General features: G+C 56.3%; 16 protein-coding genes. 4 read left to right on the top strand and 12 right to left on the bottom strand.

Features of this window, described 5'->3' with window-relative positions:
- Positions 1–14 precede the first annotated feature (14 nt).
- The 4 genes from crtA to bchO are packed head-to-tail and all read left to right on the top strand — an operon-like array spanning position 15 to position 4,178.
- Positions 15–719 carry a spheroidene monooxygenase gene (gene crtA, locus BUA85_RS11925; RefSeq protein ID WP_072901515.1) on the top strand — a complete coding sequence of 235 codons (705 nt, stop codon included), beginning with the start codon at positions 15–17 and terminating at the stop codon, positions 717–719.
- Positions 716–1,720, top strand: coding sequence for a magnesium chelatase ATPase subunit I (bchI, locus tag BUA85_RS11920; protein WP_072901370.1), 1,005 nt, complete (start codon positions 716–718; stop codon positions 1,718–1,720). The genes crtA and bchI overlap by 4 nt, the downstream gene beginning before the upstream one ends.
- Positions 1,707–3,305, top strand: a complete 1,599-nt coding sequence (locus BUA85_RS11915) for a VWA domain-containing protein (RefSeq protein WP_207548148.1) — start codon at positions 1,707–1,709, stop codon at positions 3,303–3,305. Before bchI ends, BUA85_RS11915 begins: the two co-directional genes overlap by 14 nt.
- Positions 3,306–3,308: 3 nt before the next feature.
- A complete protein-coding gene (gene bchO / locus BUA85_RS11910) occupies positions 3,309–4,178 on the top strand; it encodes an alpha/beta fold hydrolase BchO (protein WP_242649059.1) in 870 nt (289 codons plus the stop codon).
- 27 nt (positions 4,179–4,205) lie between these two features.
- Here bchO and BUA85_RS11905 read toward each other — a convergent pair whose 3' ends face one another.
- The 12 genes from BUA85_RS11905 to BUA85_RS11850 form a co-directional block, all read right to left on the bottom strand.
- Positions 4,206–4,643 carry a cytochrome C gene (locus BUA85_RS11905; RefSeq protein ID WP_072901509.1) on the bottom strand — a complete coding sequence of 146 codons (438 nt, stop codon included), beginning with the start codon at positions 4,641–4,643 and terminating at the stop codon, positions 4,206–4,208.
- Between the two features lie 97 nt (positions 4,644–4,740).
- Positions 4,741–5,955 carry a 5-aminolevulinate synthase gene (gene hemA, locus BUA85_RS11900; RefSeq protein WP_072901367.1) on the bottom strand — a complete coding sequence of 405 codons (1,215 nt, stop codon included), beginning with the start codon at positions 5,953–5,955 and terminating at the stop codon, positions 4,741–4,743.
- The gene (gene puhE / locus BUA85_RS11895; protein ID WP_072901366.1) at positions 5,945–6,742 is read right to left on the bottom strand and encodes a putative photosynthetic complex assembly protein PuhE; all 798 of its coding nucleotides are present in this window, start codon (positions 6,740–6,742) and stop codon (positions 5,945–5,947) included. Before puhE ends, hemA begins: the two co-directional genes overlap by 11 nt.
- Positions 6,742–7,869, bottom strand: coding sequence for a magnesium-protoporphyrin IX monomethyl ester (oxidative) cyclase (acsF, locus tag BUA85_RS11890; protein WP_072901364.1), 1,128 nt, complete (start codon positions 7,867–7,869; stop codon positions 6,742–6,744). Before acsF ends, puhE begins: the two co-directional genes overlap by 1 nt.
- Positions 7,866–8,162 (bottom strand): hypothetical protein, encoded by a 297-nt coding sequence (locus tag BUA85_RS11885; protein WP_072901362.1) that lies wholly within the window; start codon positions 8,160–8,162, stop codon positions 7,866–7,868. The genes acsF and BUA85_RS11885 overlap by 4 nt, the downstream gene beginning before the upstream one ends.
- 45 nt (positions 8,163–8,207) lie before the next feature.
- Entirely contained in the window at positions 8,208–8,666 is a 459-nt protein-coding gene (puhC, locus tag BUA85_RS11880; protein ID WP_072901360.1) for a photosynthetic complex assembly protein PuhC, read from the bottom strand.
- A gap of 3 nt (positions 8,667–8,669) precedes the next feature.
- Positions 8,670–9,308: a photosynthetic complex putative assembly protein PuhB gene (gene puhB / locus BUA85_RS11875; protein WP_072901358.1), complete on the bottom strand. Its 639-nt coding sequence runs from the start codon at positions 9,306–9,308 to the stop codon at positions 8,670–8,672.
- Between the two features lie 60 nt (positions 9,309–9,368).
- Positions 9,369–10,124 (bottom strand): photosynthetic reaction center subunit H, encoded by a 756-nt coding sequence (puhA, locus tag BUA85_RS11870; RefSeq protein ID WP_072901357.1) that lies wholly within the window; start codon positions 10,122–10,124, stop codon positions 9,369–9,371.
- A gap of 19 nt (positions 10,125–10,143) precedes the next feature.
- Positions 10,144–11,574, bottom strand: a complete 1,431-nt coding sequence (locus tag BUA85_RS11865; protein WP_072901356.1) for a PucC family protein — start codon at positions 11,572–11,574, stop codon at positions 10,144–10,146.
- A complete protein-coding gene (bchM, locus tag BUA85_RS11860; RefSeq protein WP_072901354.1) occupies positions 11,574–12,263 on the bottom strand; it encodes a magnesium protoporphyrin IX methyltransferase in 690 nt (229 codons plus the stop codon). Before bchM ends, BUA85_RS11865 begins: the two co-directional genes overlap by 1 nt.
- A gap of 3 nt (positions 12,264–12,266) precedes the next feature.
- Positions 12,267–13,163, bottom strand: a complete 897-nt coding sequence (bchL, locus tag BUA85_RS11855) for a ferredoxin:protochlorophyllide reductase (ATP-dependent) iron-sulfur ATP-binding protein (RefSeq protein ID WP_072901353.1) — start codon at positions 13,161–13,163, stop codon at positions 12,267–12,269.
- A gap of 27 nt (positions 13,164–13,190) precedes the next feature.
- On the bottom strand, positions 13,191–16,721 hold the full coding sequence (locus BUA85_RS11850; RefSeq protein WP_072901351.1) for a magnesium chelatase subunit H: 3,531 nt from the start codon (positions 16,719–16,721) through the stop codon (positions 13,191–13,193).
- Position 16,722: the final 1 nt, after the last annotated feature.

Here is a 16,722-nt window from a genome sequence, read left to right as displayed (position 1 = left end):
GAAGGGAGTCTTTGGTGTCTCAAACCGTGAGCCTGTCATTTTTCCGCTTCGAAGGCGCGTTAAAGCGCCTTTGGGCGATGTCGATGATGGGTGCCGCACGAAGACCCCTCTCAAAGACCCCCGACATCGGCTTTTGGAAACTCTGTGGCTCTGGCGTTGGGGAAGGCTTTACGCCGACATCGAACCCTTCGGTCATCGCAATCGTTGCCACATGGCCCGATCCACAAACGGCTGTGAATAGAATTCGAAGCGCGCCAATCTTCCAACGCTACCGCAACCGCGCCGAAGAGGATTGGACCGTCTTTCTGCATGCCACATCGTCGCGGGGGCAGTGGTCAGGGGTCGAACCCTTTGTGCCGGAAGACCTGACAATCCAAGGCCCCTTGGCCGCGTTGACACGTGCGTCGATCAAACCGCGCATTCTATCGCGGTTCTGGGGCCGCGTGCCGTCGATCTCTGATGTGATTGGCAAGGACAGCAACGTCGCCTTCAAAATCGGCATCGGCGAAATCCCAATGCTGCACCAAGTCACCTTTTCGATCTGGCCGTCGGTGCAATCCATGAATGATTTTGCCCGCACCGGCCCCCATGCAGAAGCCATTCGCGCCGTTAGAGACGAAGGCTGGTTCAGCGAAGAACTCTACGCTCGGTTCGTCATTCATTCTGATCTAGGCTCTTGGGGTGGCGAATCCCCTCTGAAACACTTGGAGGCCGCATGACACAGCCCTTCCCCTTCTCGGCCATCGTCGGCCAAGAGGAAATGAAACTGGCCATCATCTTAACCGCAATCGATCAAAGTATTGGTGGCGTTCTCGTCTTCGGCGACCGCGGTACGGGTAAATCCACAGCGGTTCGGGCCTTAGCCGCTTTACTTCCTCCGATCACGGCCGTTGTCGGATGCCCCGTAAACAGTCCCGACAAGGAATCGATGCCGGATTGGGTCAAGCTCGACAGCTTCGACACTGCTGAGAAGCAAACACCTGTCGTTGATCTTCCGCTCGGCGTGTCAGAGGATCGAGTTACGGGCGCATTGGACATAGAAAAGGCTCTAACAAAAGGCGAAAAGGCTTTTGAACCGGGCCTCTTGGCAAGCGCCAATCGCGGGTTCCTCTATATTGATGAGGTGAACCTCCTCGAAGATCATATCGTCGATCTGCTACTCGACGTCGCCCAAAGCGGCGAAAACCTTGTCGAGCGCGAAGGGCTTTCCATCCGACATCCTGCGCGGTTTGTTCTTGTTGGGTCAGGCAACCCCGAAGAGGGTGAACTACGGCCCCAGCTCCTTGACCGCTTCGGCCTGTCATTAGACGTGGGCTCCCCCAAAGACATCGACACGCGGATCGAAGTCATCCGTCGTCGCGACGCCTACGAAAACGACTACAACGCTTTTATGAAGCTCTGGACGGCCGAAGATGCCACTATCCGTGACCAAATCGTCACGGCACGCAAGCAGCTCGCGCTTCTCGCGGTCACGGATGATGTGTTGCGCGATGTTGCCGAACTCTGCCTCGCCCTTGGATCAGATGGCCTTCGTGGCGAATTGACCCTTCTGAAAGCCGCCCGCGCCTATGCGGCTTGGCTCTGCGCGAAAGAGATCACCCGAGACCACGTCAAAACCGTTGCTCCAATGGCGCTGCGTCACCGTCTCCGCCGCGATCCGTTGGATGACGCCGGCAGCACGGCCCGCGTTGATCGAGTGTTGGAAGATGTCCTTAATTAGACCCTGGGACCGCGCACTTCTCTGTCTGAAGCTGCTAGAGATCGACCCGACGCTTGGCGGCATCGTAATTGCATCGCGATCCAGCCCAGTGCGCGACCGTTTGCTGAGGCACCTCCCAAAATCAACGCGTCGCATTCATGGTCAGATGGACGACACAGCATTGTTTGGCGGAATGGATGTCACATCTACACTGTCAAAGGGTGCGGTGGTCATGACGTCGGGCATAGCGGTCAATGACGATCCCCTGTTACTCACAATGGCCGAACGAACGCCGAACGAACGTGCCGTGCGTTTGGTTTCAGAAACAGACTCTATTCTTTATGTTTTGGATGAAAGCACCGAGGACGAAGACCTGCTACCGCCGGTCTTCACAGAACAACTCGCCTTCCATATTGACCTCAAAGACCTCTCTCTTAGTGACGCGCGATCTATGCCTGCTGAAGTCGTCCCGTCGGATACCATTTCAACCGATCAAGCCATTGAACTCTTCGCGCAGACAAGTGCCACCCTAGGGATCACCTCGCTCCGAGCGCCATCATTCGCTTTGAAAACAGCACGTGCACTTGCACGTTTGGACGGTCGAAGCGAGATAACTCAGGACGACGCGAATACCGCTGCGATGTTAGTCTTTGCACATCGCACGACGCGCCTGCCAGAGTTCGAACCTGAGCCAGAAGAACCCGAAGCGCCAGCAGAGCCAAAGCAAAACCCGCAAAACGAGATCGTACCTGAGGATATGATGATCGAAGCGGTGAAAATGCTGCTCCCGAATGACGTGCTGTTGTTCCTCAACGGAACCTCGCGCACTGGCAAAGGCCGAGGTGCGGGTCGTGTGCGCAAAAGCAATCGTCGCGGGAGGCCCAAACCGTCGCGCAAAGGAAATCCTGATTCTCAGACGCGCCTCGACGTCATCGCCACTCTCAGGTCCGCCGCACCAATGCAGGGCCTGCGCGCCAATGCAGCAAGGCGGACGGCGATCCAGATTCGTTCGTCGGACCTACACGTCAAACAATTCGAAGAAAAATCAGACCGCCTGATCATCTTCGTGGTGGATGCGTCCGGCTCCTCCGCCGTCGGCCGTTTGGCCGAGGCCAAGGGCGCAGTGGAATACCTTTTGGCCGACGCCTATGCACGGCGGGATCATGTGGCATTGGTCGCCTTTCGGGGAGAGGCAGCCGAACTGCTCCTCCCACCAACGCGATCTTTGGTTCAAACCAAACGACGGCTGGCCTCGCTACCCGGCGGGGGCGGAACGCCATTGGCCTCGGGTATCGAGCAGGGCTTGATGCAGGCCATCTCTGGCCAACGAAAAGGCATGACGCCTGTGATCTGCATCCTAACGGACGGTCGCGCAAACATCGCGCGCGATGGCAGCCCAGATCGCCAAGCAGCGGCGCAAGACGCAAAGGATATGGCGAAGCAAATTCGCGGATTGGGTTTCGATTCCATCGTCATAGACACTGGAAACCGCCCCGAACCGCAGCTCCGCACGCTTTCTTCCATCATGGATGCCTGCTACATTTCGCTTCCCCGCGCCAACGCATCCGGCATTTCCAAAGCCGTCTCCTCAGCAATCGCGGATTAACCGGTGAAGTGGCCGGACGATGCAACTGACTGGCCAATGCGAGAGTATTCGCAGCACATTCTATGTCGCCCACATAGGTGGCACATCCAACGTGCGGGAAACGGTCCGCGCCTATTGCTTATCCATGGCGCGGGCGGTGCCACACAAAGCTGGCGCAACCTTTACCCATTGTTAGAGCCTTTTTTCGAGCTTTTGGCCGTTGATCTTCCTGGTCAGGGGTTCACGCGATCCGGCGCACAGTCGCGGCACGGTCTTGATCCGATGGCAGAGGATTTACTGTCGCTCCTGCATGACATCGACTTCGAGCCAGATGCGATCATTGGTCATTCGGCTGGAACAGCGATTGCATTACGCATGGTCGAAATGGAGTGCTCGGCTAAATCGGTTTTGGGGATCAATGCCGCGCTGGGCAATTTCGAAGGCGTGGCAGGTTGGCTTTTCCCGTTTTTGGCAAAAGCACTCGCCCTCACCCCATTTGCAGCCAATGTCTTTGCGACGACCACAACCCGATCGAGCGTCAGGCAATTGCTCATCGGAACGGGCTCCAAAATCGACGAGCGTGGCGAAGACCTCTACTACCGCCTCGCCACCAACCCCGAACACGTCGATGGCACTCTGTCGATGATGGCCCAGTGGTCGTTAGACGGGTTACTCAAGCGCTTGGGCACAATCACCACGGACACGCATTTGCTTGCTTGTACCATTGACAATGCCGTCCCTTTTTCGGTTAGCGAGCGGGCCGACGCGCGTTTGCCTAACAGCTCGCTTACGAAAATGGATGGGCTTGGCCACCTCGCGCATGAGGAAGATGCAGAAACCGTGGCCAATTGGATTTTTGAGAAGCTACAAACAAAAAACGCCGCCGCTGGTTAGCGACGGCGTTTCCTGATCAATCTGATCTTATTCTACAGACGCAAGATAAGCGAAGAGGTCATAGGACTGACCTTCGTCACGCACCTGATATGCCATCTTGCCGCGGGCGCGACGGTTGTCGAGCGTTTCACGCAGCCAACCAGTTGGGTCCTGAACGTAGCCAACAAAAGCCTCTTCCGTCCAAACGCCACCATTTTCGCCAACTTCCACGATGTCTTTACCATAGCGGAAATCTTCAACGCTGCCGATTACGCGACCGGCAATGCCGTAGAGGTTAGGGCCAACTTTTGCATTGCGGCCAGCCAGCACTTCGCCGTCGGCATTTGCAACCACGTGGCATGCAACGCATTGGCGGTTGAACTGTTCTTCGCCCGCAGCCGCATCACCTTGGGTGGATGCATGACCATCTGCGAAAGCCGGAGAAGCAGCCAGGGCAAACACTGCTGCCAGTTTTTTCGTGCTCATCATCATCTTCCTTTGGTTCCTTAATTCGTGACCGAAAGCCCCAGTCGAAGCTAATCTAGTCCTTTGCAAAGCGTCGTCCAGTCTATTGGCTACAAATCTATGCGACCGCGTGAGAAACCGCGCATTGAGCCCAAAGGACCTCCAACGCCGTCACCAGGTGATCAATGTCCTCATCCGTGTGCAGGGGCGATGGTGTGAACCGCAACCGCTCTGTTCCCTTAGGCACTGTTGGGTAGTTGATGGGCTGCACGTAAATATCCCATTCGCGCATCAGATAATCCGCAAGCATCCGTGTTTTCACTGGATCGCCAATCATGACAGGAACAATGTGGCTCTCGTTCTCCATGTGCGGGATACCAGCCTGATCCAGACGAGCCCGAAGCCGGGCGACTTGCCTGCGCTGACGTGTCCGTTCCGCGCTAGATGCCTTGAGATGCGCAATCGACGTACGCGCTGCCGCTGCCACGGCTGGGGGTAGCGCAGTCGTAAAAATAAACCCGCTCGCGAAACTCCGAATAAAGTCACACAAGGAGGCAGAGCCAGTGATATAGCCGCCGACGACCCCATAGGCCTTGCCAAGCGTCCCTTCGATCAGAGTGATGCGATCCGCCAATCCGTCACGCTCGCTCACGCCACCGCCGCGCGGGCCATAGAGCCCTACCGCATGAACTTCATCCAAATAGGTCATTGCCCCATATTTTTCGGCGACCTCAACAATCTCGCGGATTGGAGCGATGTCACCATCCATGGAGTAGACGCTTTCAAAGGCCACGATCTTTGGCACGTCGGCAGGAAGAGCCGCCAACTTTTCTTCTAGATCGACAACATCGTTATGCTTCCAGATCACTTTTTGCGCCTTGGAATGCCGAATTCCTTCGATCATCGAAGCGTGGTTTCCCGCGTCAGAGAGGATTACGCAATTGTCCAACCGAGAGCCTAAAGTGCTCAAAGCCGTCCAATTAGACACGTAACCACTGGTAAACAGCAACGCAGATTCCTTGCCATGAAGATCTGCTAGCTCCCGCTCTAACAGCAAGTGATCGTGGTTGGTGCCGGAAATGTTGCGCGTCCCGCCCGCGCCTGTCCCTGTCCGCTCCACAGCTTCACACATCGCCGCAATCACCGCTGGATGCTGACCCATCCCCAAGTAGTCGTTGGAGCACCAAACGGTGACATCCCGCACGCCTTCTTCCCGATGGTTTGCCGCCTTTGGGAACTTGCCGCACTTGCGCTCAAGCTCAGCAAAGTAGCGATAGTTACCATCCGCCTTGAGCTGGTCCAGCTGGGCATCAAACAGAGCGTCAAAATCCATGGGTCTTGCTTTCTTCTTCAGGTATTGCGGGGGACGACGGCAACAGCCATCGCCAAAGTTTCGCATCTGGCAGCGGAACCACCATCAGCCAATGTTCAAGGAGTGCGAGCGCGGTCAGCGCAGTGAGCAGGCCAAAACCAACGACCGTCACGTCAGACTGCGCGTTCATCAGCCGTTCGGCGCAAACCGCCAAAACGGCCGTCAAAATTGTAATCGCAACGGGAAAGGCGAAGGTGATTGGCCCCTGTCGGAAATACGTCGTCAGGTGAATCAATCCGGAGGGGATAAACTCCGTGTTGATCCGCGGCACACCAAAGAACAAATTTAGCTTCGCCATGATCCGCGCAATGAAAAGGATCAGGAAACAGGCCATTCCAATTCGATTTTCAGCCTGCGCCGAGATAGCAATCATGGTGAGGAGACCCGCCAACAGCATGATTTCGTGGAAGGCCACAGCCTTAAACGCCTGGAGAAACCGCGAACCGTTTGGCGACAACGGTTTGCGGTTCGGTCCGGTCACATAGCCAGTGAGAAACGAAAGCTCGATCCAGCCCCAGACCATAAGCGCGCCAAAGAACGACAGATAGACATTCCCCACGGTCATCGGCTCAAGCGATCCACGAACCATCAGGAAACCAATCAAGGCGACTGGCGCCGTCAGAAGGACAATGCCGCGCCGCGCCTTCGCACCCTGATCATCCGCCCGATGCACCGCATAAAGGATCGCCCCGGTGGAAACCCACCAGGCAAACACCGCTATTGCGGCCGCGATCCAGGGCGAAGACATCAGTACGCTGGCTCCAATCTTGGGTTGGTGGGAACGGCATTCGAATGTGCTGGGATTGTCATTAGGGACAAGAACGCGAAACCAGCCTTGGCAGATCCGCCCATACGCTTGAACCAACCGCCGACGCCGCCTTGTTTCTTACCCGCCGCGATCTGTATGTTAGCGTCTTGCATACGATCCAACGCGGGAATCCAACGCGGATGATCAATGTCTAGTGTCATCGGGAACACTTGCTTGCTGATCTCCGAAGTCTTGCGGAACACTTCTTGGCCGTACCAAGCAGGATCAACACCAAGTGCTTCATGGAATGCGGGCCGTTGGTGGTCGCGCACCCACATTGTTGAATACACAGCCGTCAGGAAGAATTTGATCCAGAGCTTATTTGCGAAGGATTCCGTTAATTTAGGGTCTGTTTTCATCAGCAGGGCAAAAGCCTCGCCATGCGAAAACTCATCATTGCACCACTCTTTGAACCACTTGAAAATCGGGTGGAACCGCTTGTCCGGATGCGCCTCAAGATGACGGTAAATGGTGATGTAGCGGGCATATCCGATCTTCTCGGACAGGTAGGTCGCGTAGTAGATGAACTTCGGCCGGAAGTAGGTGTATTTCTTCGATTGCGTCAGAAAGCCAAGGTTCACCGCAATCCCTGCCTCGCGGAGCGCGTCATTGATAAACCCGGCGTGCCGTGCTTCATCCCGAGCCATCAGCTGGAACAGCGTCGTAATATCGTCATTGGACCCGCGCCGCTTCATTTCTTTGTAGAGCACACAGCCAGAGAATTCCGCAGTACAAGAACTGATCAGGAAGTCGATAAATTCCGCCTTAAGCTGCGGGTCCATACCATCCCAATCGATATTGTCCCAGTCTTCGTTCTTCTTGAAATGGCCCTTGTTAGGATCTGCTTTCATCTGTCCGATTAGCTGATCCCATTCAGCCCGAACAGGGGAGACATCAATCGCATCCATCTCATCAAAATCAGTGGTGTAGAACCGCGGCGTCAAAAGTGTGTTCTGCATGGCCACATCTGTCGCAGTCTTACTGTCGACAACAGGGTCGTAGTTGCCAGCAGCCAGCGCTTCTTCAACAGTGCTCGCATCAGCCGAGTGAGTGTTATGCACGTTCATGACATCACCTCTTCGCTAAAGGAAAATTCGCAGAGCTCCATGAACTCCAAATCGCCAGTGGCTCGGGTCCAAAGTTGTTCCAGCTTACTGGCACGGGTGATCACGGCCGTGCGCTGCTCTTCCACGATTTCACCGAAAGGCGCCAAGATTTCTGGCCCCTCGACCAAAACACTGTCACCAGGGTTCACCGTTGTGCCATTGTCAAAACGCACATGCGCCGAAAGTTCCTCAAACCGGTGGGAAATCGTCACCGTGCACGGCGCGGTTTCTTTGCTTCGCGTCAATAGTCCCATGTGGTTCCCTTTCACATTTGGCCTTGATGGCTAACCAAGGTCGTTTCAGTCCAAAAACTGCGCGAACGCAGCTACGTTATCGGCGCCATAGCCGATCAGCTCGACGGCCATACCCGTCGTTTCATCTAAGATTGCGGTGTTGCCATTGGTGCGGCGCACAACAGTGATCGGCGCGTCTGATGATCTGTCTTGCAGCATCCGTTCGCGATCAACTACGCGGCCCATAACGCCCAAAAAGCCAGCTTTTGAGTCTGATGAGACAGCCAAAACGGTTCCGTCGAGTTCTTGTGCGGTATAGACACCGCTGCGATCCCCGATCAGAACGATCTCGCGGCTTTTCTCAATCGGTGCGGCTTCTAAAACGCCAACGTCTGGCGTGCCAGACCACTGCGCATAGGCCACGATCCCTGTCGTCGCCAGCATCAAGCCAAACATCGCTTTGACAAGGAGGGTCGGGACCATCTCCTTGTCGCGATGCCGCATCTGTTGTTCGAGTTGAGACATGGCTTACTCCGCTGGAACTTGACCGGACGGACCGGTTGGTTTTCTTGATATCTGCGGTTCAGAGACCCGCGTTTCTGCCGCGTCTGCAAAAATCTGAGCGACCTTTTCAGCCTCAGGGATGCACCGCAGCGCAGGTTTCGTCCGCGCCATCGACCACGGCTTTACGTGCGGCCAGGTCATCAGATAGGACAGGCGCGTCTCTCCAATCAGCTCCATCACGAGTGTGCCGTGACCTGATTTCTTCAGATCCAACTGCGCCGTCCCGATCCAAGTATATGGAAGGTTCAGAGTCATCGTCAGCGCCGCTCCTATCCGCATCGCGACACGCTTGTTGGTAAGCGTGTAGACAGTGGACCGTGCCTGAACGTAGGCCAGCAAATAGACCAAAGCGCAGGTAATCGTAGCAGCGACGATAAACGGAACCGCGTGCGATATGGATACTGATAGGGGGTTTTCCGTCGAAGACACCCCAACCCGCCACACAATAAGGATCGCGAAATAGGCCATGACCCAACGCACGCCCAACGCCTCACGCGCCAAACGGCGGAAATCAGGGGCGCCTTGCCACAAGATATACTCCCCCTCGGGTAGCTGTTCGGGCAACCCGCGGATCGGCTCGAAATTGAAGTCATCGTGGCTCATATCGTTCCCCCGTTGGCTGGTGGAACCGGCCCTACCAAAGCAGGGCCGGTAGGTCTTAGATCACTGCGGATTGGCGTACATGGTGCCGCCCGCGTAGTAGGCTGTGATCTTTTCTTCTTCCAGAAGGGTGACTTGATCCGCCGCTTTCGTGGTCGGAACACCTTCCCAATTGTGAGCATGAAGCGAGCGTACCGTCACACGGTCGCTGCTGATCTTGGCCAAGTTCATCGGGATCAGACGTGTCTTGCCGGACCCTTCAGGGTTCAGATCAACCGTCAGATAACGAACCATCTGTTCAGGCACGTCGACCCACATATCGATCACGCGACCAACGACCTCTGTGTCGCCACCAACAACCGCCAAGCCGCGCGGATCACGACCAGCCGAAACCTGAAAGTCCTCAAGCATCGACATTGGGCGGATCTTCACATGCCCATGCGCGTCCAATTCAGGCACATCACGGCGTGGCGCCCAGGATGCAGGCCCAACGCCATCCATCATCGGATCACCCGTTGGAACGTATGGCGATCCGGCAGACTCTGACGATTGCGCCAAAGCAAGATCTGACCGATCTGGGTTTTGCCCGCTTGGCACCGTCACCTCACCGCGGCCATCGCGCAGATGGAAGGTCTTGTCTTTTGGCGTTGGAAAGATGCCCGGTCCGGCAGAGGCCGACCCGTCATCATCCGTCAGCGGATAGCCTTCGCGCATGTTCTCGGTCTGGAGGTAGTACACCAGCCCCGCAAAGAAGATCCAGAAGAGCCATATCGCAGCGCTCGCCAGATCAAAGTCTCCAAAGAATGTTTCTCCAACCATTGTATATTCCTTTCAGTGGTCAGGTCGGGAAGTCTGCCAGCTCGAGCTTGGCAGAGGTTTCCGTTGTCATGGCCCGGACCTTTACCAAGGGTCCAAGGACAATCAGGGTTACGAAAAGAAGGCCAATCTCCGTGTGGTACACGACAGAATAGCCGGTGGTTGGCGTGGCGAGCGCCTCTCCCAAAATGCCGTTCCCGGCGGCATGGTTTACAAGGTCGCGCAAGGCTCCCCCGATAAAGATGGACAGCCCTGCGCCGGTGGCCTGTGCAGCCCCCCAAGCGCCTAAGGCGAGTCCCCGACCAGCCATCCCTGTGGTCGGTAAAGTCATCGCAGCGGTCAGGGTCGCAACCCCAAACAAACCGCCGCCAAATCCGATGAAGGTTGCCCCGATGTAGAACAACCAAGGTGAGTTAAACGGCGCGGCAAAGATCACCGCGCTAAAGGCTGCAAGCCCAAACAGGATGCCACGCGCGGCCATGCGGTAGGTGCTGATCCCCGCGGCCAACCAACGGGCCGCGATGGCAAAGCCAACCAATGCGCCAGCCGCCCAGGTGGCGGTCATCAAGGTGGTAGCCGAAACGGACAGGCCAAGGATTTCACCGCCGTAAGGCTCCAACAGCACGTCCTGCATATTGAACGCCATGGTCCCAAGGAACACGACCAACAACAGGCGGCCAGCGGAGCCGCCCGAAACCAAATCGTTCCATGCGTCTTTGAACAATGGTCGTGGCTCTGCGCGTTCTTCTTTGCTCATCGGACGCACACGTTCCTGCCGCCACAGCGCGATCAGGTTCAGAAGAAGCGTCACGACCGCAGTGCCTTGCACCACCTGCACCAGACGCAATTCGCTAAAGTCGCGCAACAAGGCTCCAATGATCAAAGCGCTAAACGCCATCCCGATCAGGAACATCACATATAGCAGTGCCACGACCTTAGGCCGCGTTTCTTCCGTCGCACGATCTGCGGCCAAGGCCAGACCGGCGGTTTGGGTCATATGCATTCCGAGGCCGGTCAACAGAAACGCAAGTGCCGCTCCGACTTCGCCCGCCCATGTCGGGCCAATCGCTTGTGAGCCACTGAGAACCAAAAGGCCCATTGGCATGATGGCCAATCCACCAAACTGATAGAGAGAGCCAAACCAAAGATATGGAATCCGCTTCCAACCAATCGCGCTTTTGTAGGTATCGGACCGGAAGCCCAGCAGAGCACGGAACGGTGCGACCAAAACAGGGATCGCAATCATAATCGCCACAACAAAGGCTGGCACCGAAAGCTCCACGATCATCACGCGGTTAAGGGTGCCCAGCAACATGACTGCCGCCATCCCAACCGAGAATTGGAACAGCGACATCCGCAGGAGTTGAGAGAGTGGGAGGTCCTCGCTCACTGCGTCCGAAAATGGCAGCAGATCAGTTGAAATCTTTTTGACGGTTTCAGCTCTGATAAACACTATTTTGCCCCCTCATATGAAAAGGCGGTCGAGATGTAGAAACCCGACTTAATCCGCTCGATCTCTTTCAGCGGTCCCTTAGAACCAGAAGACCGCAACGCCGTGGCGATCCCAGCAGTCGTATGCGGCACCATGGTTGGGCTGCGATCTTTGCGCGGGAACAGTTTACCAACGCGCCACATCACCATCAGCATCCGCGTGCGCGGGGCGAGCGTGAAGATGAACTTGCCGTCGATCCGTTCGATAGCTTTGTTCAATAGTGCGGCGATGTCATCTGCATCGTAGTAGATCAGCGAATCCATCGCCAAGGCATGATCAAACCGACCGGACGTATTGTCGAGCATATCGCCCGCAACCCATTCAATGCGATTGGCTACATTCGATGGAACACGCTGTTTAGCGATCTCGATCAAAGCGGGCGAAATATCAACAGCCACCACTTGCGCACCGCGCTGGGCCAATTCAACCGCCATCGCGCCCGTCCCGCAGCCAGCATCCAAAATGCGCATACCGGTCAAGTCTTCTGGCAGTTGTCGCAACATCAGCGCCCGCATCTGATCCCGCCCCGCACGTACCGTCGCACGCACACCCGACACCGGCGCGTCAGAGGTCAGACGCTCCCATGTTTTGGTCGCGGTGCGGTCGAAATAATCTTCGACACGGTCACGGGTGGCGGAATAACTCGTCATCGATCAATCAAACCCCAAAAGTTCGAAAATATCGCGGTCTTCCATCGGCGCTGGGGCTAAGGGTTCGGTCCCGTTCCACAGCGTTTCGGCCAGCCGGATATACTCTTTGCGGACCTGAACGATTTCCTCGTCATCGGGCATTTCAAAGAGTGTTTTCTTCTTCAATCGAGACCGCCGAATCGCATCCAAATCGGGCATATGAGCGATGCGGTTGAAGCCAACGGTTTTGCAGTAGCGATCCACCTCATCTGTCTCGCGAGACCGGTTTGCAACGCACCCCGCAAGACGCACTTTGTAGTTGTTCGACTTCGCCTGAACCGCCGCGATAATGCGGTTCATCGCGTAGATGCTGTCAAAGTCATTGGCTGTCACGATCAAGGCTCTGTCAGCGTGTTGGAGTGGAGCTGCAAAACCACCGCAAACAACGTCGCCGAGCACGTCAAAGATGACCACATCTGTATCTTCCAACATGTGGTGCTGTTTCAGCAATTTCACTGTCTGGCCAACGACATAGCCACCGCAACCAGTCCCTGCCGGAGGGCCGCCGGCCTCGACACATTTCACACCGTTGAAGCCCTCGAAAACGAAGTCTTCTGGGCGGAGTTCTTCTGCGTGGAAATCGACCTCTTTCAGGATGTCGATGACAGTTGGAACAAGCGATCCAGTGAGTGTGAATGTACTGTCATGCTTAGGATCACACCCGATTTGTAGCACCCGTTTGCCGAGTTTCGAGAACGCCGCAGACAGGTTGGAGGAGGTCGTAGATTTCCCAATCCCGCCCTTGCCGTAGACACTGAAAACCTTTGCGCCTTCGATCTTCATACTGGCGTCTTGATGCACCTGAACGGAGCCTTCGCCATCTTGGCCCTTCAGGACCGGTACGTTGTCTTTGGGGCTCATCTGAGCCTCCTTCCTTCTCTTTGATCGCTACTCCGCAGCGACTCCTTCAACTCTATCTTCCAGCGTGTCCGCCGCGTCTTGCAGGGCTTCCAACGTCTCTGCATCCGGCGCCCAATAGTCACGGTCAGACGCTTCCAGTAACCGGTTCGCCATGCGCATCGATGCTTGTGGATTAAGCGCCGCCAAACGCTCCCTCATGCTTTCGTCCAGCACGAATGTTTCGCTAAGTCTTTGATAAACCCATGGCTCCACTTCGCCGGTCGTCGCGGACCATCCCATGGTATTGGTGATCTGCGCTTCGATCTGGCGCACACCTTCATGCCCGTGCTTCAGCAACCCTTCGTAAAACTTCGGATTGAGGCTGCGGCTGCGTGTTTCCAAAGCGACCTGATCTTGCAAGGTCCGAACCTTCGCCCCGCCGCGGGTCTGGTCGCCAATGTAAACGGGAGCTTCTTCGCCACCTTTGGCACGCTTCACCGCACGAGCGATCCCACCAAGCGTGTCGAAGTAGTGGTCTACTGTGGTGACACCAAGCTCAACAGACTCAAGGTTTTGGTAGGCAAGATCGACGTCTTTCAGAGCCTTTTGCAAAAGCTCCGCATTCTGTTCGGCCTTGCCATTAACCCCGTAAGCAAAGCTCTTGCGCGCCTCATAGGCATCGGCGAGTTCGTCTTCATCGCCAAAGGCAGAACTATCAATCAACTGATTGACGTTAGAGCCATAGGCGCCTTCCGCATTTGAGAAGACGCGCAGCGCTGCCGTTTCCAAATCGCAGCCCATCTCCTCCGCATAGGCGAGGGCATGAGCACGGATGTAATTCTGGTCGAGTGGTTCATCCAATTCCGCGCATTTCAGCGCCGCCTCAGCCAGCATTTTGGTCTGCAGCGGCAGCAAGTCGCGGAAAATGCCGGACAGCGTCATCACTACGTCGATGCGCGGCCGCCCCAGTTTTTCAAGCGGGATCAAGTCTGCCCCAGCAAGGCGACCATAGTTGTCGAACCGTGGCTTCGCTCCCATCAAGGCAAGTGCCTGAGAAATCGGCGTGCCGTCGGATTTGATATTGTCCGACCCCCAAAGCACCATGGCGACTGTGCGCGGCAAAGTCTCATGGGTTTCAAGCAACAAATCCGCTTGTTTAGACCCTTCTGAAACAGCAAATGCGGTCGGCATACGGAACGGATCAAAGGCGTGAATGTTTCGGCCCGTAGGTAGGATTTCGGGGCTGCGGATGATATCACCACCGGGAACTGGCGCTATGAATTCGCCAGACAGCGCGCGCATCAAGGCGGGTAACTCGTGATCGTCGCCTAAGAGCGGCTCAGCTATTTTACGGGCCTCAGCGGGCATCAAGTTCAACAGATCAAACTTCGCGGCATCAGTCAGCGGTTTCCCGAAGATATGCAAACCGTCTGGGATCAAAGAACCTTCGGTTTCCAATACGGTCAGCCACAGCTTTTCGATATCGCGTGCGTTCAGGTCGACGGCATTCGCTTGATCACGGATCAAGGCGGACAGATCATCGCGCGCCGGATCGTTTGGCTCCATCGCACGCCACCGAACAAGGCTCTCTTTCAGCTCGGACAGACCCTTATAGAGACCCGCCTGCGCCAAAGGCGGTGTCATATGGGTGACGGTGATTGCATTGCTGCGCCGCTTGGCGAGCGAGGCCTCTGAAGGGTTATTCGCCGCATAAAGATAGATGTTGGGCAAATCGCCAATCAGCCGATCCGGCCAGCAGCTTTCCGAAGGCCCGGATTGTTTTCCGGGCATAAATTCAAGCGCGCCGTGCATCCCGAAATGAAGCACGGCGTCTGCCTGAAGGGTGTTCCGAATCCAAAGATAGAATTGTGCAAACGCATGGGTCGGCGCGAAGCCTTTTTCGAACAGCAACCGCATCGGGTCGCCCTCATACCCAAAGGTCGGTTGGACGCCGATGAACACTTTGCCAAGCTGGGCGCCAAGGATGAACACACCCTGCCCGTCGGATTGAATGCGACCGGGTGCAGGGCCCCACACCTCTTCAATGTCGGAAAGCCATGGCGTGTTACGGACGATGTCCTCCGCCACCACATGGGCGGCGACGTTAGCTTCTTGTCCGTATTGTTTTGCGTTGCCATCAAGTACAAGCGCGCGAAGGTCATCAACTGTCTCTGGGACGTCCAGATCGTAACCATCCCGCTTCATCTGGGTCAGGGTGTTGTGAAGCGATTCAAAGACGCTGAGATAGGCGGCTGTTCCGACGGCTCCGGCGTTTGGTGGGAATCCGTAGAGGACAATCCCAACTGTCTTTTTCGCGTTTTCCTTGCGGCGCAGAACAGCCAACTTCTTGGCGCGTGCCGTCAGAGCGGCGATCCTTTCCGGACACGGCGCCATAGTCTTTAGAGTGCCTGCTGCCGCGCAGTTCTCAGCACAGCCAGAACAGCCACTTTCGCCGTGACGACCGGCAAACACCGTTGGATTGGTTGCGCCGTCGATCTCTGGCAAAGCGACAAGCATCGTCGTTTCGACTGGGCCAAGACCCTGACCGCTCTGTGCCCATTGATCGAGCGTCTGGAACTCAAGCGGTTGAGCCGCGATGTAGGGCACGTTCAGCTTTTGAAGCAGGGCCACAGCCGCATCGCTGTCGTTATAGGCCGGGCCACCGATCAGAGAGAAACCGGTGAGCGACACCATCGCATCGATGTTGCCCGCAAGGTAGGTTTCGATCGCAGGCGTCCCATCCAAACCGCCAGCAAAGGCTGGAATGACGCGGATATTCGCGGCTTCGAACGACCGGATCACAGCGTCATAGTGTGCCGCGTCAGACGCAAGGATGTAGGACCGCAACATCAGCAAACCGACCGTGGCGACCGGTGCGGCTGGAGACGGCAGTTCCGCCAGTTCGGTTGTGATGTGGTGATCCGGAAGGTCTGGATGATATAAACCCACCTCAGGATAATCGATTGGCAGTGGCGCTGCGATGTCGCCCCAGCCATCCCGCTGCGCATACCGTCCAACTAGGTAACGGATCATTCCCTCAACGTTGTCATCCGACCCACCGAGCCAATATTGCATCGAGAGGAACCACGCACGGACGTCCTGCGCTTTGCCAGGGATTAGCTTCAAAATCTTGGGCAAACGGCGCAGTGTCTTGAGTTGCTTCGCACCCGAACCAGCGCCCGGTTTCGATTTGCCGCGCAGTTTCTTGAGCAGCGACATCACACCGCTGGACGGTTTGGACATGTCCAGATCGCCGAGTTTTGTCAGCTTCACAATATCGGTGTCTGCAATCATGCCAACCAAGGCATCGCAATCATCGCGGCGCGCCAGCAAATCGGCATGGATGGCCTGCACATGCTCCTCAAGGAACAGCATGTTGGCGATGATAATATCGCCGGTTGCCACGGCCTCTTTCGTCGCCGCCAAAGCCTGTGGGTTTTTACCCCATTCGGCGGCGGCATGAACGCTGACGGTGAGACCGGGGAAATCCTGCGCAAGACTATCCGCAACACGCGCAGCCGGACCGGCGGCGTGCTGATCGAGCGTGACAATCACGACCCGATAGGGGGGATATGTCATC

Origin of the sequence: Cognatiyoonia sediminum (genome assembly GCF_900129845.1) — a bacterium.
Classification (GTDB): domain Bacteria; phylum Pseudomonadota; class Alphaproteobacteria; order Rhodobacterales; family Rhodobacteraceae; genus Cognatiyoonia; species Cognatiyoonia sediminum.
This window is presented reverse-complemented; position numbering and strand designations above follow the sequence as displayed.